The sequence below is a fragment of the Pseudomonas sp. 1152_12 genome (genome assembly GCF_052850675.1).
In genome coordinates this window covers 1-21,837 of the sequence record NZ_VXCW01000012.1, presented here as the reverse complement: position 1 = coordinate 21,837, position 21,837 = coordinate 1, and the positions used below count along the sequence as shown (strand labels likewise).

Genomic DNA, 21,837 nt, shown 5'->3' with positions numbered 1-21,837 from the left:
GTGATAGGGCTGGGTGAAAATATTTCTCAGAGTGTTCTTGCGGGACCCATCGCGGCAAGCCAGCTCCCACAGGGGAATGCATTTCAAGGTGGGAGCTGGCTTGCCTGCGATGGCATTGGTCCAAGCACTGCTTAACCTAAGGCTTGCCCTTCACGGTCACCCACCACGGCGTGTGCTGCTCGATCCGCACCGGCAAGGTCGGCAGCAGCGCATTCAGCGCCAACGTGGTGTCGTGCAGCGGGAAGCTGCCGGTGATGCGCAGGTCGGCCACGCTTTTATCCACACCCAAGTAGCCGCTGCGGTAGCGGCTGAGTTCCGTGATCACATCGCCCAGACGGGCGTTGTCGACCACCAGCATGCCGCGTGTCCAGGCGTCGGCGGCGGGGATGACAACAAGCGGCGGGCCGAGGCCGTCGCTGCGCATCAGCACTTGTTGGCCTTGCTTGAAAACCTGTTCCTGGTGCAACGCCTCAGGCTGGGCAGCCACGGCGGACTGCAGCACGCTCAGGCGTGTGGCGTCGTCTTCGCGCTTTACGATGAACCGCGTGCCCAGGGCCCGCAGGCTGCCGTCGCGGGTTTGGACATAGAACGGGCGGGCATCGTTGTGGCCGGTTTCGACCAGGATTTCGCCTTCCTGCAGCACGATCAGCCGGCGTTTTTCATCAAAACGCACGTCGATGGCGCTGTGGGTGTTGAGGTTGATCCGCGTGCCGTCCGCCAGTTTCAGCGTGCGCTGCTCGCCGGTGGCGGTGCGCTGGTCGGCCAGCCAGTAGTGGATCGGCACGTAACGCTCGCCGGCAAACAACGCCAGGCCGCAGACCAGCGCGATACTCGCCAAGCCGCTCCCAAGCTTGCGCACGCGCTGGCGAATGCCCTCGCGTGACTGCAACAACGCCGCCCGCGCCGGGCCTGCGGCCGCGCGGAAACGCTGGTCGAGCATGCCCAACTGGCGCCAGGCGCGCGCATGTTCGTCATTGCTGGCCAGCCATTTGGCGAATTCTTCCTGTTCCACAACGCTGCCATCGCCCGAGTCGAGGGACAGTTGCCAGGCAATCGCAGCATCCAGCACACGGGCCGAGACCGGTTTGGAACTGATCACGGTCACAGCGGTTCGCCATACAGGGCGATGTAGCACTGGCGAATGCCCTGGGCCAGGTATTGGCGCACGCGCGGCACTGAAACGTTGAGGCGCTGGGCGATTTCGGCGTGGCCCAGGCCGTCGAGGCGGTTGTAGAGGAAGGCGGCGCGGGCCTTGCTCGACAGCTTGCCGAGCAAGCGGTCGATGGCCTTGAGGTCTTCGAGAATCAGGTGCTGTTCTTCCGGTGAAGGGTGTTCGCTTTCCGGAATCAGCGTCAACTCGGTGAGGTAGGCCTGTTCCAGGGCCGCACGACGGAAGTAGTCGAACAGCAAGCCTTTGGCGATCGCCACCAGGAACGCCCGTGGCTCGCGGGGTTCGCGCAGCTCTTCACGGCCCAGCAGGCGCATGAAGGTATCTTGGCTGAGGTCTTCGGCGCGGCTCGGGCAGGCCACGCTGCGGCGCAGCCACGCCAACAGCCAGCCACGATGGTCGCGGTATAACGCGCCAACAAGCTCACTGCGTGGGGTCTGGACCGACGACAAGGCATCACCGAATGAAAGAGAGGTTTAAACTAACGAGAATTATTCGCGATTGTGTCAGAGGCAGAGAGTGGGCGCAATTGGCGTCTGTCGGCACGCTCTGCGTGGCAATGCCTCACTGACGCTCTGCGTCCCGCTAGAAAGAGGGCGCTTGTTTACGCCGTTTCCATTGGCTCAAGCGCTCCTGAAGCGCCAGCGGGGAGTCGATGTGCTGCTGGCGCGCACGACTAAACAGGATGAGCATCAACTCCGCCGTGGCCAGGGCGTCGGCGCTGGCGTGATGGCGCTCGCCGACCTGCAGCATGAAGTGGCTGATCCAGTCGTCCAGCCCGGCTTCACGGATATTCGCTTCAGGGCAGAGCAGCGGCGCGATGTCGGCAACGTCGAGAAACGGATGGGTCAGGCGGTAACCCAGGCTGTCCTTGAGTGCCCGGCACAGCATGTGCTGATCGAACGGTGCATGGAACGCCAGCAACGGGCTGTCGCCAACAAATGCCATGAAATCCAACAGCGCCTCGATGGGGTCGCTGCCGGCGGCGATGGCACTGGGGCCGAGGCCATGGATCAGCACGCTGGGGCTGAGTTTTGTTTCGGCACGGTGCAGGGTGCGCTCGAACATTTGCGAGAAATCCACGGCGCCGTCCTCAATCACCACCGCGCCGATGGACAGCACCTGATCACGGTTGAGGTTCAGGCCGCTGGTTTCCAGGTCGACCACGACCCAACGCTGGCTGCGTAGGGCGTTGTCACCTAGCACGGCGGGTTTGGGCAATTGCTCCAGGCGCCGCTGTTGGGGCGCGTTGAGGCCAGGCTTTTTCGTACGCAGCCAGTCGAACAGACTCACAGCTGATACCGAAAGGTCAGGCTGCTCTGCAGGCGCTGTGCCTGGCGCAGGGATTCACGCAGGATGCGCCGGTCCAGGTGGTTAAGGCTGTCGGGGTCGACGCGATTGGAGTACGGCTGGTTTTCCCGCGTCTGCAACTGATGCTGTTGCATACGGGTTTGTTGGATAAAGTGGTAGGCCTCTTCATAGGCGGCGCCGTCCAGCGGTTCGATCACTTCCTTGACCACCAGTTGGCGCAGTCGCTCCAGGGTGTTGTTGGCGTGGATGCCATTGGCCAGGGCCAGCAGGCGTGCGCCATCGACAAAGGGTGTGAGGCCCTGCACCTTGAGGTCGAGGGTGGCTTTTTCGCCGCCTTTGCGTGTCAGCACAAAGTCACGGAAACGCCCCACCGGCGGGCGCTGGCGCAACGCGTTTTCGGCCAGCATGCGTTGGAACAGCCGGTTATCCGCGACTTGATCGAGAATGCCCTGGCGCAATTGCTCGCAACCCTGTTCATCGCCCCACACCACACGCAAATCGAAATAGATGCTCGACCCCAGCAGGTTCTCCGGCGTCGCCTCGCGGATAAACGCCCCGAAACGCCGCGCCCATTCAGCCCGCGACAAACATAGCTCGGGGTTGCCGGCCATGATATTGCCCTTGCACAAGCTGAAACCGCACACTGTCAGGCTCTGGTTGATCTGCTGCGCCAGGGGTAACAGGCGACCGCGAATCTCGTCGGCTTCGGCGGCGTCCTTGGCGTCGAACAGGATGCCGTTGTCCTGGTCGGTAAACAGCGTCTGCTCACGGCGGCCCTCGCTGCCGAAACATAACCAACTGAACGGCACGCCGGGGTCGCCCTTGTCGGCCAAGGTCAGCTCAATCACCCTGCACACGGTGTGATCGTTGAGCAACGTAATAATGTGGGTGATCTGGGTGGAAGACGCGCCATGGGCGAGCATGCGTTCCACCAGTTGGCCTATCTCACCGCGAATCGCCACCAGGTTTTCCACCCGAGGTGCATTGCGGATGGTGCGTGCCAGGTGCACCAGGTCCACCCGTTGTAAGGAAAACAGGTCGCGCTCGGACACCACGCCGCACAAGCGCTGGTCTTTGACCAGGCACACATGGGCGATATGCCGCTCGGTCATGGCAATGGCGGCGTCAAAGGCGCTGTGGTCCGGGCTCAAATAGAACGGCGCCTGGGTCATATGGCCTTCGATGGCCTGATTGAAGTCACTGGTGCCGTCGGCTACCACTTGGCGCAGGTCGCGCAGGGTGAAAATCCCCAGCGGCGCCTTGTGCTCATCGACGATCACGATGCTGCCCACTTGTTGCTCATGCATCAGCGTCACCGCTTCGCGCAGCGGTGTGCTCGGGCTGCACGTGACCGGATGGCGCATGGCCAATTCGCCCAGGCGCGTGTTCAGCGAATACTGGGTGCCCAGGGTTTCCACAGCCTTTTGCTGCACCTGCTGGTTGACCTGATCCAGCAGGCTGCTGACACCGCGCAGGGCAAAATCGCGAAATGGGCCGGAAAGGGCGAACAGCTTGATAAACGCTGGTTTGTTCAGTTGCAGGCAGAACGTGTCTTCGGCGGCTTTGTGCTCGGTGCGCGTTGCACGCTCACCCAGTAACGCTGCGAGGGGGAAGCACTCGCCGGTGGTGATTTCGAAGGTGGTTTGGGTCGAGTCCGGCCGTTCGCCGACGACGCGGCCTTGCTTGACGATATAGAAGTGCTCCACCGGCCCGCCGGACGGTTTGAGAATGCTGTCGCCGGGGCCGTAGAAGCGCAGCTGGCATTGTTCGACCAAAAACGCCAGGTGGGTGTTTTCCATCTGGTTGAACGGGGGGAAACGTTGCAGGAATTGCAGGGTGCCGTGGATGTTCTGCAACACGGCGGTTTTTCCCGCCTGCGTGAAAGCATCAGCTTTACTCATAACAGTGACCGCAGTTTTTTGTCGTTATCGTCGTGCATGGTCGACTCCCGCGCGGCGGGTGCCCATTGGACGTAAGTCTAGGTCTCAAAAAAACCACTACGACTAGGGAAAAACCTTACATGACTATCGTCCAAACCCCGTAGAACGCCCACTAGGCAAACTTTCCGACGAAGTGCACATTGTTCGCCCTTCCGCAGATGTCTGACGAGTGTGCTGGGAGATTGAATAGAACTGCTGAGAAACGTATGTCCGACCACGATATTTTGAGTGATGCCGAACGCGAAGCGCTGAGCGCCGTGATGCTGGAGCCTGATTTACCGCCACAACGGGTGTTGATTGTCGACGACGACAAGGATGCACGTGAATTGCTTGCGGAAATCCTGGGTCTGGACGGTATTCGCTGCATGACTGCCGACAATGGCGAGACAGCGTGGGATCTGTTGAAGTCCAGCAGTTCCATCGGTTTGTTGATCACCGATTTGCGTATGGCGCCCAGCAACGGCCTGCAATTGATCCAGCAAGTACGCAGCTCCACCCGGGCGGCGCTACCGATCATCATCATGTCGGGGGACGCCGAAGCCCACGATGTGATCGACGCCATGCACATGAGCGTGGTGGACTTCATGCTCAAGCCGATCGATAGCGTGAAGTTGGCGAAGATGGTCAAGCGGGAATTGGGGATGGCGCAGTAGCTACCGCTGGTCAGCTTTACTCTTTACCTGTCAATGTTGACAGTAGGAAAGTTGAATAGGCTCTTGTCTACTGGATGAAGTGACGCGTAGAGATCGTTACTTTAAATACTCATTAGACGGAGTGGTGGAAATGGCGACTGAAAGTTCGTTCAAAGGTTCGGCAATTCTGAAAGTTACCTATAAAGACAAACCGCACCTTGAGTTTAACCTTGATAAGGTTGAAGGGGCTGCAAACAATTTCGTTGCTTTTGACAATAAAGGCAAACCAGTCTTGCAAATTGTTTATCCTCATGGCGTTGAAGACGGTAAGACCTATAAGTTTGACTACGCAGCAAATAATTCATGGGGGTTACAATTCTATGGCGACGGAGACGGCCGCGGTTTGGCCGGGACAGTCACAGTGATTGTTACCGATGGCGGCGATCATCAAGCACTTACCATTACTGCTGTTTATGAAAAAGAAGTAGGTAAGAAGTACGTGTTTGATGGGAAGGCTGATATCCAATACACCCCATGATGAAATCGGATAGATGAGTGTTGTGTGTGGGCTTGAACTCCCTGATCCGCAGATCAGGGAGTTGTTTTCTAATTAAATACCGTTTTTCGCCTTATATTCCCGACGCCGACGATGCAACACCGGCTCGGTATACCCATTCGGCTGTTTAGTCCCTTCAATCACCAACTCCACCGCCGCCTGGAACGCGATGTTGCTGTCGAAATCCGGTGCCAGCGGGCGATACAACGCGTCACCGGCATTCTGACGGTCTACCACCGGCGCCATGCGCTTGAGGCTTTCCATCACTTGGGCTTCGTTAACGATGCCATGGCGCAACCAGTTGGCGATGTGCTGGCTGGAGATGCGCAGGGTCGCGCGGTCTTCCATCAGGCCGACGTCGTTGATGTCCGGTACTTTCGAGCAGCCGACGCCTTGGTCGATCCAGCGGACTACATAGCCGAGGATGCCCTGGGCGTTGTTGTCCAGCTCGTTGCGGATTTCTTCGTCAGACCAATCTGTGTTGCTGGCCAGAGGAATCGTCAGGATATCGTCTAACGAAGCGCGCTCACGCTTGGCCAGTTCGGCCTGACGCGCGAACACGTCGACCTTGTGGTAGTGCAGCGCGTGCAGCGCAGCGGCCGTTGGCGAAGGGACCCACGCGGTGTTGGCGCCGGCCAGTGGGTGAGCGATTTTCTGTTCAAGCATCGCCGCCATCAGATCAGGCATCGCCCACATGCCTTTACCGATCTGAGCGCGCCCTTGCAGGCCGGTACTCAGGCCGATATCGACGTTCCAGTTCTCATACGCGCCGATCCATTTTTCGGCTTTCATGGCCGCCTTGCGCACCATCGCGCCGGCTTCCATGGACGTGTGTATCTCGTCGCCGGTACGGTCGAGGAAGCCGGTGTTGATAAACACCACGCGCTCGCTGGCCGCCTTGATGCAAGCCTTGAGGTTGACCGTGGTACGGCGCTCCTCGTCCATGATCCCGACTTTGAGCGTATTGCGCGGCAGGTTCAGCACGTCTTCGATGCGGCCGAACAGCTCGTTGGTGAACGCGGCTTCTTCCGGGCCGTGCATTTTCGGTTTAACGATATACACGGAGCCGGTGCGGCTGTTCTTGCGGCGGCTGTTACCGTTGAGGCTGTGGACAGCCGCCAGGCTGGTGAGCAGGCCGTCGAGAATGCCTTCCGGTACTTCGTTGCCGTCTTTATCGAGGATCGCGTCGATGGTCATCAAGTGGCCAACGTTGCGCACGAACAGCAGCGACCGGCCGTGCAAGGTCACGTCCTGGCCGTCTACGCCGGTGTACACACGGTCGGCATTCATGGTGCGCGTGAAGGTCTTGCCGCCCTTGGCAACTTCTTCGGCCAGGTCGCCCTTCATCAGGCCGAGCCAGTTGCGGTAGATCACCACTTTGTCATCGGCATCGACGGCGGCGACGGAGTCTTCGCAGTCCATGATGGTGGTCAGCGCGGCTTCCATCAGCACGTCTTTGACGCCAGCGGCGTCGGTCTGGCCGACCGGAGTGCTGGCGTCGATCTGGATTTCGAAGTGCAGGCCGTTGTGTTTCAGCAGGATCGCAATCGGCTCGGCCGCAGGGCCCTGGAAACCGATGAACTGGGCGTCGTCGCGCAGGCCGCTGTTGCTGCCGCCCTTGAGGCTGACGATCAGCTTGCCATCCACGATCTTGTAGCCGGTGGCGTCGACATGGCTGCCCGCCGTGAGCGGTGCGGCTTCGTCGAGGAAGGCGCGGGCGAAGGCGATGACCTTGTCGCCACGCACTTTGTTGTAACCCTTGCCCTTCTCGGCGCCGTCGGCCTCGCTGATGGCGTCGGTGCCATACAACGCGTCATACAGCGAGCCCCAGCGGGCATTGGAGGCGTTGAGGGCGAAGCGGGCATTCATCACCGGCACCACCAACTGCGGGCCGGCCATGCGGGCAATTTCGTCATCGACGTTTTGGGTCGAGGCCTGGAAGTCTGCAGCTTCTGGCAGCAGGTATCCGATGTCTTGCAGAAAGGCTTTGTAGGCCACCGGGTCATGGGCCTGGCCTGCGTGGGTCTGGTGCCAGGTATCGATCCGCGCTTGGAAGTCGTCGCGTTTGGCGAGTAGGGCTTTGTTCTTCGGTGCCAGGTCGTGGATGACCTTGTCGGCGCCGGCCCAGAACTGGTCGGCAGTGATGCCGGTGCCGGGAATGGCTTCGTTGTTCACGAAGTCGAACAGGACTTTGGCGACCTGCAGGCCACCGACTTGAACGTGTTCAGTCATTGCTTGCCTCACTCTGCGGAGCTATGCGCTTTTCAGCTTTTCAATTTACCAATGAAGCCTTTGGCCATTTAAACCACGAGCCCGATCTCCCAGTACATGCCGTGCGGGCGGCTGGGTTGGAGGGTTTGTCGCGGTACGTTGGTGCCTTGGCAGACATCGACCTAACGTTATGTAGTGCGCGATTGGGCATACTACATGATGACTTGCAGTTGTGAAAATTAGACTAATTACGTCGTTTAGCGACCCACTTTGGCTGTGCAGTCACAGTGGGGTATGGGATGTTCTCAAAAAACTAATGGATTGTTCCAGATAAATATAAAAATGGTACACGATTTGTTTTCGCTCGCTCCCGAGTCCACCTTGTAGATTGAATTCAGAGGGCTTCGCCATGGACCATCTTGTACTCACTATTATCGCCGCCGACAAACCCGGGCTGGTTGAACGCATCGCACAGAACATCGCCGCCCACGGCGGCAACTGGCTGGAGAGCCGTATGGCGCACATGGCCGGGCAGTTCGCCGGGATCCTGCGGGTCAGTGTGCCTACAGAACACCGTCAGGATCTGGTGAATGCGCTGGAGGACTTATCCACACACGGTATTCGCGTATTGGTGGGCGAGGGCAGCACCGGCCAGGCTGCGGCGTCCAAGGCGATTTTGATGACGCTGGTGGGTAACGACCGCTCGGGCATCGTGCGCGAGATCACAGCCCTGTTGAGTAAACAGGGCGTGAACCTGGAAAGTCTAAGCACTGATGTGCGCCCGGCGCCTATGAGCGGTGATCCGTTGTTTACCGCCGAGGCAGTATTGCAGGTGCCGGCAGCGTTATCCCTGGATACGTTGCAACTGTCCCTTGAAACCCTCGCGGATGACTTGATGGTGGAGTTGCACCACGAGGAATAACTGCCCACAGGGTTATGCATGGAAATCTTGCATGTGCCTGTGGATAACCTGTAGAGACCCGGCGCCAGGCGGTGCCGGGCGGGCTTCTTCGTAATCTGATCAAAAAACGAACAGTTTCAACGGCTTGTGCACAGATGGCGGGGATCAGGCTGTGGATAACCGTGGGGTGGATATCTGCAAGCCAGGCGGGTTGTGGCTTGCAGAGCTTTGTGCGTTATTTGATCAGCGTTTGCGCAAGGTCAGCCAGGCGTCCAGGCTGTAGACCACGAGGCCCGCCCAGATAAACGCGAAGGCGATCAGCGTGCTTGTTGCCAGATGCTCACCGAACAGCAATATCGCTTCCAGCAGCACCAGGGTTGGTGCCACGTACTGCAAAAAGCCCAGAGCGGTGTAGGGCAAATGCCGTGCTGCAGCGTTGAAGCACACCAGCGGGATCAATGTCACTGGGCCTGCGGCCACCAGCCACCAGGCTTCGGACGTGCTCCAGAATTCAAGCTGCGCACTGTGCGCTGTCGGGTTGAACAACAGCCAAGCGACAGCAATCGGCACTAGCATCCAGGTTTCCACCACCAGCCCCGGCAGCGCCTTGACCGGTGCCTGCTTGCGGATCAAACCGTAGAAGCCGAACGTCAGCGCCAGCACCAGCGACACCCACGGCAAGCTGCCGACTTGCCACACCTGTTGGGCCACGCCGACCGCCGCCAGCCCAACGGCCATCCACTGCAAGCGGCGCAAGCGTTCGCCGAGGATCAACATACCCAGCAGCACGTTCACCAGCGGATTGATGTAGTAACCCAGGCTGGCTTCGAGCATGCGCCCGCTGTTCACCGACCACACATAGGTCAGCCAGTTAGCCGCAATCAATGAGCCACTGAGCGCCAGAATTGCCAGGCGCTTTGGGTTGTCGCGCAGTTCGCGGAACCAGCCCGGGTGTTTCCACACCATCAACAGCAAGCCGCCGAACAGTGCGGACCACAATACGCGGTGCACGATGATTTCGGCGGCGGGAACGCTGGCGATGGCTTTGAAGTAAATCGGGAACAGGCCCCAGATGACATAGGCGCTCAGACCCAGGATGTACCCTTTGCGGGGGTTGGCGGCTTGCATTGCAGAATCCTTGCTTAGGCAGCTAACAAAGGCGCAATTGTAAGGATTTTTGTCTACCAATGGGTGATCATTCCCACGCAGAGCGCGGGAATGATCATGGGAGTCAGAACAGTTTCAGCGGTTCTTCATTCAGCGCCGACAGTTGCTCGCGCAACGCCAACACTTGATCACCCCAATAACGCTCGCTGCCAAACCACGGGAAGCTGTGCGGGAACGCCGGGTCATCCCAGCGTCGGGCGAGCCAGGCGCTGTAGTGCATCAGGCGCAAGGCGCGCAGGGGCTCGATCAGCGCCAGTTCGCGTGGGTCGAAGTCGTGGAATTCCTGGTAGCCGTCCATCAATTCCGACAGCTGGCCCAGACATTCCTGACGGTCGCCGGCGAGCATCATCCACAAGTCCTGCACGGCCGGGCCCATGCGGCAGTCATCCAAGTCGACGATATGGAACATCTCGTCTCGGCACATCATGTTGCCGGGGTGGCAATCGCCGTGCATACGGATGTTCTTGTGCGGTGTGGCCTTGTACACCTCTTCCACGCGCTTGAGCAGGTCGCGGGCCACGGACTCGTAGGCCGGCAGCAGGCTCTTGGGAATGAAGTTGCCTTCGAGCAAGGTGGTGAGGGAGTCATGACCGAAGTTCTTCACCCCCAAGGCTTCGCGGTGTTCGAACGGGCGGGTGGAACCCACCGCGTGCAAACGGCCGAGCAATTGCCCCAGGCGATAGAGCTGATCGAGATTACCCGGCTCCGGCGCACGGCCGCCACGGCGGGGGAACAGGGTGAAGCGGAAACCGGCGTGTTCGAACAAGCTTTCGCCGTTGTGGATCATGGGCGCGACCACGGGCACTTCGCATTCGGCCAGTTCGAAGGTGAAACGGTGCTCTTCGAGAATCGCTTCGTTGGTCCAGCGCTGCGGCCGGTAAAACTTGGCGATCAGCGGCTCGGAGTCTTCGATGCCCACCTGGTAGACGCGGTTTTCGTAGCTGTTAAGCGCCAGAATGCGCGCGTCGCTGAGAAAACCGATGCTTTCGACGGCGTCGAGCACCAGGTCGGGAGTGAGTGTTTCAAACGGGTGGGCCATGCGAACTCCTGCGCGCAGCAGGGCGCCGCGTCCGGCCCGGTATGGTAACGCACCCGCGCATAGATAGGTGGTGGCTGTGCGGACGCCTTCACGGGCAAGCCCGCTCCCACAATTGACCGAGTTTCACCTTTGGAATGCGGTCGACTGTGGGTGCGGGCTTGCTCGCGATGAGGCCCTGTCAGGCGCCTACAATCGCGCCGTCATCCCGCCGAATCGCTATCACCGAGGAGCGCGGTTTGCCATTGGGCAGATGCTCCGGCCAGGTCGAGCCTCCGGTTTCGCCCGGGTGTTGAATCCCTACAAACAGCGTCTTCTGGTCCGGCGAGAAGCTGATGCCGGTCACCTCACACGCCACCGGTCCGACCATAAAACGTCGAATTTCCCCGGTCGCCGGGTCGGCACATAGCAGCTGGTTATTGCCCATGCCGGCGAAGTCTCCCGCGTTGCTGTAGTCACCGTCGGTCAGAATCCACAGGCGCCCAGCTTTGTCGAAACCCAGGCCGTCTGGGCTGTTGAACATGTTCTGCGGGTTGATGTTGGACGAGCCGCCCTTCGGCGTGCCGGCATGCACACCGGGATTACCTGCCACCACAAACAGGTCCCAGGTAAAGTCCGACGCGCCATGATCGGAAGCGTTGGCCTTCCAGCGCAGGATCTGGCCATAGACATTTTTCTCGCGCGGGTTCGGCCCACCCACGGGCTGGCCGTCTTCACCGCGCTTGGCATTGTTGGTCAGGGTGCAATAAACCTGGCCATCCGTAGGGCTGACCACGATCCACTCCGGGCGATCCATGCGCGTGGCTTTCACCACACTGGCGGCCAGGCGCGCGTGAATCAGTACTTCGGCCTGGCTGGCGAAGCCGGTGCTGGCGTCGATGCCGTTTTTGCCATGCGTCAGCTCGACCCATTGGCCAGAGCCTTTGGGATGGTCGGCGTTGCCGTCGCCCGCGTCGAAGATCGCCACATACAACGTGCCGTGGTCGAGCAGGTCTTTGTTGGCCTTGGGGTTCTTGTGGTTGATCGTGTCGCGGCTGACGAACTTGTAGATGAACTCGCCGCGCTCGTCATCGCCCATGTACACCACGGCGCGGCCGTCGCGGGTTTCAGCCAAGGCGGCGTTTTCGTGTTTGAAGCGCCCAAGGGCGGTGCGTTTGACCGGTGTGGATTGCGGGTCGAACGGGTCGATTTCCACCACCCAGCCATGGCGGTTGAGTTCGTTGGGGTTCTTGGCCATGTCGAAACGCGGGTCGTGCGGGTGCCAGTTGATCTCTTTGCTCGCCGCCGACACGCCGTAGCGCTTTTGCCCTGCGTCGAAGGCCTGTTGTGGATTGCTACTGCCGAAGCAGTCGGTGAAATTCTCTTCGCACGTCAGGTAAGTGCCCCAAGGAGTCTTGCCGTTGGCACAGTTCTGGAACGTGCCGAGGACTTTTTTACCGGTTTTGTCGGCACTGGTTTTCAACCAGTCGTGGCCGGCTGCCGGGCCGCTCAGGCGGATCGGCGAGTTGCCGTGGATGCGCCGGTTGTAGCGCGAGTCCTGCACGAACTGCCAGGTGTCGCCCTGGCGCCGTACTTCGATCACGGATACGCCTTCGCTGGCCTGTGCCTTGTGCACGTCTTCGGCCGATTGCGGCGCGCCGCCGTGGGCGTAAAGGTAGCGGTAATTGGTGTATTCGTTGTTGATCGCCATCAGCGCGCGGTTGTCATCGCCGGGGAAGGCGAACAGGCTCATGCCGTCATTGTTGTCACCGAACTGCTGCTCCTGGGCCTTGGCCGTGCCGTTGCCGGACGGGTCGAACGCCGGGGCATTTTTGTGCAGCGGTTGGCCCCAACTGATCAGCACCGAGGCGCTGTAGCCCGGCGGCAAGGTGATGGCGTCGCGGGTGGCGGCGGCGATGCTGGTGAACCCCAGCAGCGGGCTGGCGCTGGCGGCGTTCACGGCCAGAGCGCTACGGGTCAGGAGGTTGCCGCCGAGGAACATCGCGGCGCCGCACAAAGCGCCGGCGCCGATAAAACGACGGCGGGTGAGGCCGACCATCTGTTCCAGGTCGGTGGCTTGGTTTTCTTCTAATAGGCTCATGTCAGGCTCCCTGCGGTTTTTGCAGACACCTTAAGGAGCGCTCGTGACCAAATTGTTGCAGTTTGAAGAAGCTCGCCCGTTACACCGGCGTGCCGAGCAGCACATTGCTCGGGGCGAATTGCACCTGGATTGGCTGGCCCTCGGCGGCATTCAGCGCCTTGAGCGCCGCAGGCTGCGACAGGGCGCATAAAACCTGGCTGTTGGGTAGCGTGATACGCACCTCGCTGGGGCCGTCATCGGCGTCGATAATCGTCTCGATCACACCGCTCATGCAATTGTGTCCAGATGTTGCTGGCCGCTCGCTGCCGAGTAGCTCCAGCCAACCGGCCTTGATCAGCGCGACCACTTCCACGCCGGTTTCAAGTTCCAGGCGCTGCGTGCTGTCGTGGGTGATCTGTGCACTCAGGCTCAAGCCGCCCGATAACTGCAGGCGGATCAGGTCATTGCGGCCATGGCTGTCGATGCCGATGACTTGGCCATGCAATTGGTTGCGCGCGCTGGTGCGCAACATCAAGCGGCCCAGCAGGTTGAAGTCGTGGGCCGCTTCGTCCGAGCCGAGCACCTCAGCCTGTAACACTTGCAGGCGCTGATACAGGCGCAGCACGCGCTCGCCTTCGGCGGTCAGCTTGGCGCCGCCGCCGCCTTTGCCGCCGACACTGCGCTCGACCAGCGGTTTTTGCGCCAAGTTGTTCAGCTCATCGATGGCGTCCCAGGCGGCTTTGTAACTCAAACCGGCGCTTTTGGCCGCGCGAGTGATCGAACCCTGCTCCTCAATGTGTGCCAGCAAGGCAATACGCTGGGGGCGGCGGATGATGTGTTGGCTGAGAGACGTCGGCAGAGACATGTGGGTACGCTTCGATAAGGTCAGCGGACGTTGCAGGCGTGGCGCACGGGAGTCAAGTCATGTGCCGGGTTTTGGCGTGCGGGCCAGGCAGTACACGTCGACTTGGCGTGCACCGGCATCCATCAACAGCCGCGCCAGACGGTGGGCGGTGGCGCCCGTGGTGAGGACGTCGTCCACCAACGCCAAGTGACGGTCTTGCACCTGGGCGGCGGGTGCCAGGGCAAACGCGGTCAGCAGATTGCGTTTGCGGGTCTTGGCGTCGAGGGCTTGTTGCGCGACGGCTTCATGCGGGCGTAACAACAGGTGTTCATCGTACGGGATATCCAGGCGTTCACTGAGCCAGCGGGCTAGCATCAACGCTTGGTTGAAGCCGCGCTCGCGCAGGCGTTTACGTGCCATGGGCACCGGCAGCAGGCAGTCGGGGCGCGCGAGTTCGTTGTCGAAGCGGTGTTGCAAGTGCTGCCCCAGCAGGCGCGCGAGCATGTGGCCGAATGGCCAGCGTGACTGGTGCTTGAAGCGGCTGATCAGGGTGTCGACCGGAAAGCTGTAGGACCACGGCGCGATCACCTGTTTAAACGCAGGCGGTTGTTTTTGACACTGGCCGCAGATCAACCCGTCCATCGGCAACGGCAAGGCGCATACCTCGCACTGCTCCATTAGCCATGGCAGCTCAGTTTCGCAGACGTTGCATACACAATCGGCCGAATCGGTGCTTTCATCGCAAACTAAACAGATTTGGTTGTTTTTTAACCAGATGTAAACCTCGTGTTTGTATCCAGGTTGACAGTGCATGAATCTTCCTTAAATATGCCGAGCATCCGTGTCGTGACTGTGGGTATTGCCCTTCCCGCAGCGAAAGCCCAAGCATAATCAAGGAATCGCCCATGAGCGCCAGCACCACTGCCACCCTGCGTCACGATTGGTCCTTAGCCGAAGTCAAAGCGCTGTTTGTGCAGCCCTTCAATGACCTGTTGTTCCAGGCGCAGACCGTGCACCGCGCGCATTTCGACGCCAACCGGGTGCAGGTGTCGACCTTGCTGTCGATCAAAACCGGCGCCTGCCCGGAAGATTGCAAATATTGTCCGCAGTCGGGCCACTACAACACTGGCCTGGAAAAAGAAAAGCTGATGGAAGTGCAGAAGGTCCTCGAAGAGGCCGCCCGCGCCAAGGCTATCGGTTCGACCCGTTTCTGCATGGGCGCGGCGTGGAAACACCCATCGGCCAAAGACATGCCGTACGTGCTTGAAATGGTCAAAGGCGTGAAAGCCATGGGCCTGGAAACCTGCATGACCCTCGGCCGCCTCGATCAGGACCAGACCGAAGCCCTGGCCCAGGCCGGCCTTGATTACTACAACCACAACCTCGACACCTCGCCTGAGTTCTACGGCTCGATCATCACCACCCGCACCTACGGCGAGCGCTTGCAAACCCTGGCCTACGTGCGCGATTCCGGGATGAAGATCTGTTCGGGCGGTATCCTGGGCATGGGCGAATCCCTCGACGACCGCGCCAACCTGCTGATCCAGCTGGCCAATTTGCCGGAGCATCCGGAGTCGGTGCCGATCAACATGCTGGTGAAGGTGGCTGGCACGCCGTTGGAAAACGCCGATGATATTGATCCGTTTGATTTCATCCGCATGCTGGCCGTGGCGCGCATCCTGATGCCGCAATCCCATGTGCGTCTGTCCGCTGGCCGTGAGGCGATGAACGAGCAGATGCAGGCCTTGGCGTTCTTTGCCGGCGCCAACTCGATCTTCTACGGCGACAAATTGCTGACCACTGCCAACCCGCAGGCAGATAAGGACATGCAGCTGTTCTCGCGTCTGGGGATCTTGCCGGAAGCCCGTGAAGAGCACGCCGATGAAGTGCATCAGGCGGCGATCGAGCAGGCGTTGGTGGAGCAGAAAAGCAGCGAGCAGTTTTATAACGCCGTGGTTTGACGCCGACCACATTGGATAGAGTTCAACCTGATCTACCGAGGCCTGCATGTCTTTTGATCTCGCCGCGCGTCTCGCTGCCCGCCGTGCCGAACACCTTTACCGCCAACGCCCTTTGCTGCAGAGCCCGCAAGGCCCTCAAGTGGTGGTGGACGGCCAACCGCTGCTCGCGTTCTGCAACAACGACTACCTGGGCCTGGCCAATCACCCGCACGTGATCGAAGCCTGGCGTGCCGGCGCGTCGCGTTGGGGCGTGGGCGGTGGCGCGTCGCACTTGGTGGTCGGGCATTCCGCGCCGCACCATGAACTGGAAGAGGCCCTGGCTGACCTGACCGGCCGCCCGCGTGCGCTGCTGTTTACCACCGGCTATATGGCCAACCTCGGTGCGGTCACGGCGTTGGTGGGGCAGGGTGATACGGTGCTGGAAGACCGCCTCAATCATGCCTCGCTGCTGGATGCCGGTTTGCTCTGCGGTGCGCGTTTCAATCGCTACTTACATAACGACGCTGTCAGCCTGGCCAAGCGCTTGGAGAAAGCCACCGGCAATACGTTGGTGGTCACCGACGGCGTATTCAGTATGGACGGTGATCTGGCTGACCTGCCCGCGCTGGCCCGTGAAACCCGAGCCAAAGGCGCCTGGCTGATGGTGGATGATGCCCATGGCTTCGGCCCGTTGGGTGCCACCGGCGGCGGTATCGTCGAGCATTTCGGCTTGAGCCAGGAGCAGGTGCCGGTACTGGTCGGTACCCTGGGCAAAGCATTCGGCACTGCCGGTGCGTTCGTAGCGGGCAGTGAAGATCTGATCGAAAGCCTGATCCAGTTCGCCCGGCCGTACATCTACACCACCAGCCAACCGCCGGCGCTGGCCTGTGCCACCTTGAAGAGCCTGGAACTGTTGCGCACCGAGCATTGGCGACGTGAGCACCTCAATCGCCTGATCCGCCAGTTTCGACAAGGCGCTGAGCAGCTCGGCCTGGCGTTGATGGACAGCTTTACGCCGATCCAGCCGATCATGATCGGCGACAGTGCCAAGGCCGTGCGCCTGTCGCAGATGCTGCGCGAGCGCGGCCTGATGGTCACTGCGATTCGCCCGCCCACCGTGCCTGCCGGCAGCGCGCGTTTGCGCGTGACCTTGACGGCGGCCCACAGCGAGGCGCAGGTGCAGCTATTGTTAAACGCGTTGGAAGCGTGTTTTCGCTTGTTAGGTGCCACGGAGCCCGACCATGCGTGATCGACTGATATTGCTGCCCGGCTGGGGTCTCGGTGTGTCGCCGCTGGAGCCTTTGGCCGCGGCGCTGCGTGGTCTTGATGAACACCTGCAGGTGCAGATTGAGCCGCTCCCGCCGCTGGGTTCGGGTGACTTGGGTGAATGGCTCGACGAACTCGACGCCACGCTGCCGGACAATGCCTGGCTGGGCGGCTGGTCCCTGGGCGGTATGCTTGCCTCAGAGTTGGCGGCGCGGCGCGGCGAGCGTTGCTGCGGCCTTCTGACGTTAGCCAGCAACCCGTGTTTTGTGGCCCATGCCGGCTGGCCCAGCGCGATGCCAGCCGAGACGTTTGATGCGTTTCTCGCCGGTTGCCATGCCGATTCCCAAGTCACCCTCAAGCGCTTCGGCCTGCTGTGTGCCAAAGGTGCCGAGGACCCGAGAGGGTTGTCGCGTTTGCTGGTCAGTGGCGCACCGACTACACCGTCCAGCGTATTGATGCCAGGCCTGGAACTGCTTGCCCAACTGGATACCCGCGAAGCCTTGTTGGCGTATCGCGGGCCGCAGCTTCATCTGTTCGCTGGTCTGGATGGGCTGGTGCCCGCCGAGGCCGCCAGTGACTTGCTGGCCCTGCTCCCCGATGTAGAAGTCGGCCTGATTGAACAGGCTGGTCACGCTTTTCTTCTGGAAGACCCTCACGGTGTAGCGGGGGCCATCCAGGCTTTTTTGCATGAGTGCGTTGATGACTGATTTATCCCACCCACCCCTGCCGGGCGCCTTGCCGGACAAGCGCCAAGTGGCCGCATCGTTTTCTCGCGCCGCCGCCAGTTACGACGCTGTGGCCGAGTTGCAGCGCACAGTGGGCAATCAACTGTTGGTGCGTCTGCCCGCTGCCACCACACCGCAACGCTGGTTGGACCTGGGCTGTGGCACGGGTTTTTTCAGCCGGGTGTTGGGCGAGCGCTGGCCGGTGAGTCAGGGCGTGGCACTGGATATTGCCGAGGGCATGCTCAACCACGCGCGGCCATTAGGTGGCGCCGAGCATTTCATCGCTGGTGATGCCGAGCGCTTGCCGTTGCAGGGCAATAGTTGCGGGATGATCTTTTCCAGCCTGGCGGTGCAATGGTGCGCGAATTTCGACGCGGTGCTCAGCGAGGCTTACCGCGTGCTGCAACCTGGCGGCGTGTTGGCGTTCGCGAGCCTGTGCGTGGGCACCCTGGATGAGCTTCGCGAAAGCTGGCGCGCCGCGGATGGCCTGGTGCACGTCAACCGTTTCCGCACCTTTGAGGCGTATCAACAGCTGTGCGCCGCCAGCGGCTTACGTGTGATCAGCCTGGAGCGCCAGCCCCACGTGTTGCATTACCCGGATGTGCGCAGCTTGACTCACGAACTCAAAGCATTGGGCGCGCATAACCTCAACCCGGGCCGCCCGGGAGGGTTGACGGGGCGCGCGCGGATTGTTGCACTGGTGGACGCTTACGAGCAGTTCCGTCAGGCCCAGGGCCTGCCTGCCACTTATCAAGTGGTGTACGCCGTACTGGAGAAATCTCTATGAGCGCCGCTTACTTCATCACCGGTACCGACACTGATGTCGGCAAAACCACCATCGCTGCCGGCCTGCTGCATGCCGCAAGGCTGGCGGGCAAAAGCACTGCTGCGGGAAAACCGCTGGCCTCGGGTTGCCAGGTCACGCCTAAAGGTTTGCGCAATAGCGATGCCCTGGCACTGCTGGCTGAGTGTTCGCTGCCGCTGAGTTATGCCGAGGTCAACCCGGTGGCGCTCGAGCCGGCCATTGCGCCGCACTTGGCGGCGCGGGAAGCGGGCGTGGCGTTGACGGTGCAATCGCTGCTCACACCCATGCAGCAGATTCTGGCGCGGGAGGCCGATTTCACCTTGATCGAAGGCGCGGGTGGCTGGCGGGTGCCGTTGGCCGGTCAGGACAACCTGTCGGACTTGGCCATGGCCCTCAAGCTGCCGGTGATCCTGGTGGTGGGCGTACGTCTGGGCTGTATCAGCCATGCCTTGCTGACTGCCGAAGCCATTGCAAGGGACGGTTTGTCCTTGGCGGGCTGGGTGGCAAATATCATCGACCCCAAGACCTCCCGTCTGGAAGAGAACCTCGCTACCCTGGCTGAAAGGCTGCCCGCGCCTTGCTTGGGCCGTGTGCCGAAACTCAAGCACGCCAGCGCCGAGGCGGTAGCCGAGTTCTTGGCGTTGGACCTGCTTGACTGATTTTGGCTATCGCCAAGGCATTATGCCATTAGTGTTTTTGACGGGCGTTTTGCCGGGATCTCTGCTTCAATTCAAGTTCACGATTCTCTAAAGGCAGGTTTACGCCATGGAAATCTCTGGAAGCAGCGCGTTTTATTCGGGGCTGAGTACTATTCAGGCCGGGCAAAACCGTGTCGACCAAGCCGCTGGCAACATTGCCAGTGCCGCGACGACCCAGCCATCGGGCGCACAGAGCGACCGTTTGCAAGCCAACGACCGCGCACAGCCGTCCAACTCGGCGAGCAACATGGTCGAAATGGCCCAAGGCAAGTTTCAAGTGGAGCTGGGCGCCAAAGTCGTCAAGGCTTCGGATGAAATGCTTGGCACCCTGATCGACACTTACGCTTAATCCTCCTCTCTGCCGTACGCCGGTTTTCCTGTGGGGGCGAGCAAGCCCGCTCCCACATTTGCTCTGCGTCGTCCATCTGAAATTTTACACACCCTGAACCGCGTGGCATCTCGCCACAGGTCTTGCCGTGCGCGCCATTGATCCGCGTCATGACAAATGGCGCCTGGACGATGCTTGACAACCCCTGGTCGTAAACGTATGTTTCAAACACCTGTTTGACCGCCACAACAATTCCACGCGGTTGTTCATCCCAGATACATCAGCAGAGGTTTATCGCTATGCCTGACTACAAGGCCCCCTTGCGTGATATTCGCTTCGTTCGTGACGAACTGCTCGGCTATGAAGCGCACTATCAGAGCCTGCCGGCTTGCCAGGACGCTACTCCAGACATGGTTGACGCCATTCTCGAAGAGGGCGCCAAGTTCTGTGAGCAAGTGCTGGCACCGTTGAACCGCGTGGGTGACATCGAAGGTTGCACCTGGAGCGAGTCAGGCGTTAAGACCCCTACAGGTTTCAAAGAAGCTTACAAACAGTTCGTCGAAGGCGGCTGGCCAAGCCTGGCCCACGATGTGGAGCATGGTGGTCAAGGCTTGCCGGAATCCCTGGGCTTGGCCGTGAGCGAAATGGTTGGCGCGGCCAACTGGTCTTGGGGCATGTACCCGGGCCTGTCGCACGGTGCGATGAACACCATCTCCGAGCACGGTACCCCCGAGCAGCAAAACGCCTACCTGACCAAACTGGTTTCGGGCGAGTGGACCGGCACCATGTGCCTGACCGAGCCACACTGTGGTACCGACCTGGGCATGCTGCGCACCAAGGCCGAGCTTCAGGCTGACGGTTCCTACAAAGTCTCCGGCACCAAGATCTTCATCTCGGCTGGTGAACACGACATGGCCGACAACATCGTCCACATCGTACTGGCCCGCCTGCCGGATGCACCGGCCGGCACCAAAGGCATCTCGTTGTTTATCGTGCCGAAGTTCCTGCCTCAAGCCGATGGCTCGATTGGCGAGCGCAACGCCGTTTCCTGTGGCTCGCTGGAACACAAGATGGGCATCCACGGCAACGCCACCTGCGTGATGAACTTCGACGCGGCCACTGGTTTCCTGATCGGTCCGGCGAACAAAGGTCTGAACTGCATGTTCACCTTTATGAACACCGCTCGCCTGGGCACCGCGCTGCAAGGCCTGTCCCATGCCGAAATCGGCTTCCAGGGCGGCCTGAAATACGCCCGTGATCGTCTGCAAATGCGCTCGCTGACTGGCCCGAAAGCGCCAGAAAAAGCCGCTGACCCGATCATCGTGCACCCCGACGTGCGCCGCATGCTGTTGACCATGAAAGCCTTTGCTGAAGGCAACCGTGCGATGGTGTACTTCACCGCCAAGCAAGTGGATATCGTCAAATACGGCACCGACGACGAGGCGAAGAAACAGGCCGATGGCCTGCTGGCTTTCATGACACCCATCGCCAAGGCATTCATGACCGAAGTCGGTTTTGAATCCGCCAACCACGGTGTGCAAATCTACGGCGGCCACGGCTTTATCGCTGAGTGGGGCATGGAGCAGAACGTTCGCGACAGCCGCATTTCGATGCTGTACGAAGGCACCACCGGCATCCAGGCGCTGGACTTGCTCGGCCGTAAAGTGCTGATGACTCAAGGCGAAGCGCTCAAGGGCTTCACCAAGATCGTGCACAAGTTCTGTCAGGCCAACGAAGGCAACGAAGCGGTTAAAGAGTTCGTCGTACCGCTGGCAGCACTGAACAAAGAGTGGGGCGAGTTGACCATGAAGGTCGGCATGGCCGCGATGAAAGACCGTGAAGAAGTCGGCGCCGCTTCGGTGGATTACCTGATGTACTCCGGCTACGCGTGCCTGGCTTACTTCTGGGCCGACATGGCGCGCCTGGCTGCCGAGAAACTGGCTGCCGGCACCACCGAAGAGGCGTTCTACACCGCCAAGTTGCAGACTGCGCGCTTCTACTTCCAGCGTATTTTGCCGCGTACTCGCACTCACGTTGCAACCATGTTGTCGGGCGCCAACAACCTGATGGACATGAAAGAAGAGGATTTTGGCCTGGCTTACTAAGCCTTACCGGGTTCCCTTCCAGCGCCGCCACTCCTTCACAGGGTGGCGGCTTTTTATCATCCTCAAAGCCTTCAACGGCTCGTTTCACCCACGCGTCTCAAGCACGGCGTCGTAATCTTATGAGTATCAAGCTGATCTACGTGCC

General features: G+C 60.5%; 20 protein-coding genes. 10 read left to right on the top strand and 10 right to left on the bottom strand.

Features of this window, described 5'->3' with window-relative positions:
* Positions 1 to 136: 136 nt before the first annotated feature.
* The 4 genes from FW764_RS21460 to FW764_RS21445 form a co-directional block, all read right to left on the bottom strand.
* Positions 137 to 1,105, bottom strand: coding sequence for a FecR family protein (locus tag FW764_RS21460; RefSeq protein ID WP_446435599.1), 969 nt, complete (start codon positions 1,103 to 1,105; stop codon positions 137 to 139).
* Positions 1,102 to 1,620 carry an RNA polymerase sigma factor gene (locus FW764_RS21455; RefSeq protein WP_446435598.1) on the bottom strand — a complete coding sequence of 173 codons (519 nt, stop codon included), beginning with the start codon at positions 1,618 to 1,620 and terminating at the stop codon, positions 1,102 to 1,104. Before FW764_RS21455 ends, FW764_RS21460 begins: the two co-directional genes overlap by 4 nt.
* Before the next feature lie 133 nt (positions 1,621 to 1,753).
* A complete protein-coding gene (locus tag FW764_RS21450; RefSeq protein WP_446435597.1) occupies positions 1,754 to 2,461 on the bottom strand; it encodes a 3'-5' exonuclease in 708 nt (235 codons plus the stop codon).
* Positions 2,458 to 4,380 carry a putative nucleotidyltransferase substrate binding domain-containing protein gene (locus tag FW764_RS21445; RefSeq protein WP_446435596.1) on the bottom strand — a complete coding sequence of 641 codons (1,923 nt, stop codon included), beginning with the start codon at positions 4,378 to 4,380 and terminating at the stop codon, positions 2,458 to 2,460. The genes FW764_RS21450 and FW764_RS21445 overlap by 4 nt, the downstream gene beginning before the upstream one ends.
* 245 nt (positions 4,381 to 4,625) lie before the next feature.
* Between FW764_RS21445 and FW764_RS21440 the strand changes: the two genes are divergently transcribed.
* Both FW764_RS21440 and FW764_RS21435 read left to right on the top strand, forming a co-directional pair.
* Entirely contained in the window at positions 4,626 to 5,072 is a 447-nt protein-coding gene (locus tag FW764_RS21440) for a response regulator (protein WP_446435595.1), read from the top strand.
* 130 nt (positions 5,073 to 5,202) lie between these two features.
* Positions 5,203 to 5,589, top strand: a complete 387-nt coding sequence (locus tag FW764_RS21435; RefSeq protein WP_446435594.1) for a hypothetical protein — start codon at positions 5,203 to 5,205, stop codon at positions 5,587 to 5,589.
* Between the two features lie 72 nt (positions 5,590 to 5,661).
* Here FW764_RS21435 and FW764_RS21430 read toward each other — a convergent pair whose 3' ends face one another.
* Complete coding sequence (locus FW764_RS21430) at positions 5,662 to 7,839, bottom strand: malate synthase G (RefSeq protein WP_446435593.1); 2,178 nt, start codon at positions 7,837 to 7,839, stop codon at positions 5,662 to 5,664.
* A 388-nt stretch (positions 7,840 to 8,227) separates the two neighbouring features.
* Between FW764_RS21430 and FW764_RS21425 the strand changes: the two genes are divergently transcribed.
* Positions 8,228 to 8,740 carry a glycine cleavage system protein R gene (locus FW764_RS21425; RefSeq protein ID WP_446435592.1) on the top strand — a complete coding sequence of 171 codons (513 nt, stop codon included), beginning with the start codon at positions 8,228 to 8,230 and terminating at the stop codon, positions 8,738 to 8,740.
* A 222-nt stretch (positions 8,741 to 8,962) separates the two neighbouring features.
* Here FW764_RS21425 and rarD read toward each other — a convergent pair whose 3' ends face one another.
* The 5 genes from rarD to FW764_RS21400 form a co-directional block, all read right to left on the bottom strand.
* On the bottom strand, positions 8,963 to 9,847 hold the full coding sequence (rarD, locus tag FW764_RS21420; protein WP_446435591.1) for an EamA family transporter RarD: 885 nt from the start codon (positions 9,845 to 9,847) through the stop codon (positions 8,963 to 8,965).
* Positions 9,848 to 9,950: 103 nt separating this feature from the next.
* The gene (locus tag FW764_RS21415; RefSeq protein WP_094949485.1) at positions 9,951 to 10,925 is read right to left on the bottom strand and encodes a serine/threonine protein kinase; all 975 of its coding nucleotides are present in this window, start codon (positions 10,923 to 10,925) and stop codon (positions 9,951 to 9,953) included.
* 178 nt (positions 10,926 to 11,103) lie between these two features.
* A complete protein-coding gene (locus tag FW764_RS21410) occupies positions 11,104 to 13,002 on the bottom strand; it encodes a PhoX family protein (protein ID WP_446435590.1) in 1,899 nt (632 codons plus the stop codon).
* A 79-nt stretch (positions 13,003 to 13,081) separates the two neighbouring features.
* Positions 13,082 to 13,846, bottom strand: a complete 765-nt coding sequence (locus tag FW764_RS21405; protein ID WP_446435589.1) for a TOBE domain-containing protein — start codon at positions 13,844 to 13,846, stop codon at positions 13,082 to 13,084.
* Positions 13,847 to 13,903: 57 nt separating this feature from the next.
* Positions 13,904 to 14,638, bottom strand: a complete 735-nt coding sequence (locus tag FW764_RS21400; protein ID WP_446435588.1) for a ComF family protein — start codon at positions 14,636 to 14,638, stop codon at positions 13,904 to 13,906.
* 92 nt (positions 14,639 to 14,730) lie between these two features.
* Here FW764_RS21400 and bioB point away from each other — a divergent pair, with 92 nt between their 5' ends.
* The 7 genes from bioB to FW764_RS21365 all read left to right on the top strand — a co-directional run bounded on the left by bioB (position 14,731) and on the right by FW764_RS21365 (position 21,692).
* Entirely contained in the window at positions 14,731 to 15,786 is a 1,056-nt protein-coding gene (gene bioB / locus FW764_RS21395) for a biotin synthase BioB (protein WP_424487481.1), read from the top strand.
* 46 nt (positions 15,787 to 15,832) lie between these two features.
* Positions 15,833 to 17,014 carry an 8-amino-7-oxononanoate synthase gene (bioF, locus tag FW764_RS21390; RefSeq protein WP_446435587.1) on the top strand — a complete coding sequence of 394 codons (1,182 nt, stop codon included), beginning with the start codon at positions 15,833 to 15,835 and terminating at the stop codon, positions 17,012 to 17,014.
* Positions 17,007 to 17,738, top strand: coding sequence for an alpha/beta fold hydrolase (locus tag FW764_RS21385; RefSeq protein WP_446435586.1), 732 nt, complete (start codon positions 17,007 to 17,009; stop codon positions 17,736 to 17,738). Before bioF ends, FW764_RS21385 begins: the two co-directional genes overlap by 8 nt.
* A complete protein-coding gene (gene bioC / locus FW764_RS21380) occupies positions 17,731 to 18,543 on the top strand; it encodes a malonyl-ACP O-methyltransferase BioC (RefSeq protein ID WP_446435585.1) in 813 nt (270 codons plus the stop codon). The genes FW764_RS21385 and bioC overlap by 8 nt, the downstream gene beginning before the upstream one ends.
* Positions 18,540 to 19,220 (top strand): dethiobiotin synthase, encoded by a 681-nt coding sequence (gene bioD, locus FW764_RS21375; RefSeq protein WP_446435584.1) that lies wholly within the window; start codon positions 18,540 to 18,542, stop codon positions 19,218 to 19,220. Before bioC ends, bioD begins: the two co-directional genes overlap by 4 nt.
* A gap of 106 nt (positions 19,221 to 19,326) precedes the next feature.
* Complete coding sequence (locus tag FW764_RS21370; protein ID WP_446435583.1) at positions 19,327 to 19,608, top strand: pyrroloquinoline quinone biosynthesis protein PqqE; 282 nt, start codon at positions 19,327 to 19,329, stop codon at positions 19,606 to 19,608.
* Between the two features lie 278 nt (positions 19,609 to 19,886).
* The gene (locus FW764_RS21365; protein WP_446435582.1) at positions 19,887 to 21,692 is read left to right on the top strand and encodes a phenylacyl-CoA dehydrogenase; all 1,806 of its coding nucleotides are present in this window, start codon (positions 19,887 to 19,889) and stop codon (positions 21,690 to 21,692) included.
* Positions 21,693 to 21,837 lie beyond the last annotated feature (145 nt).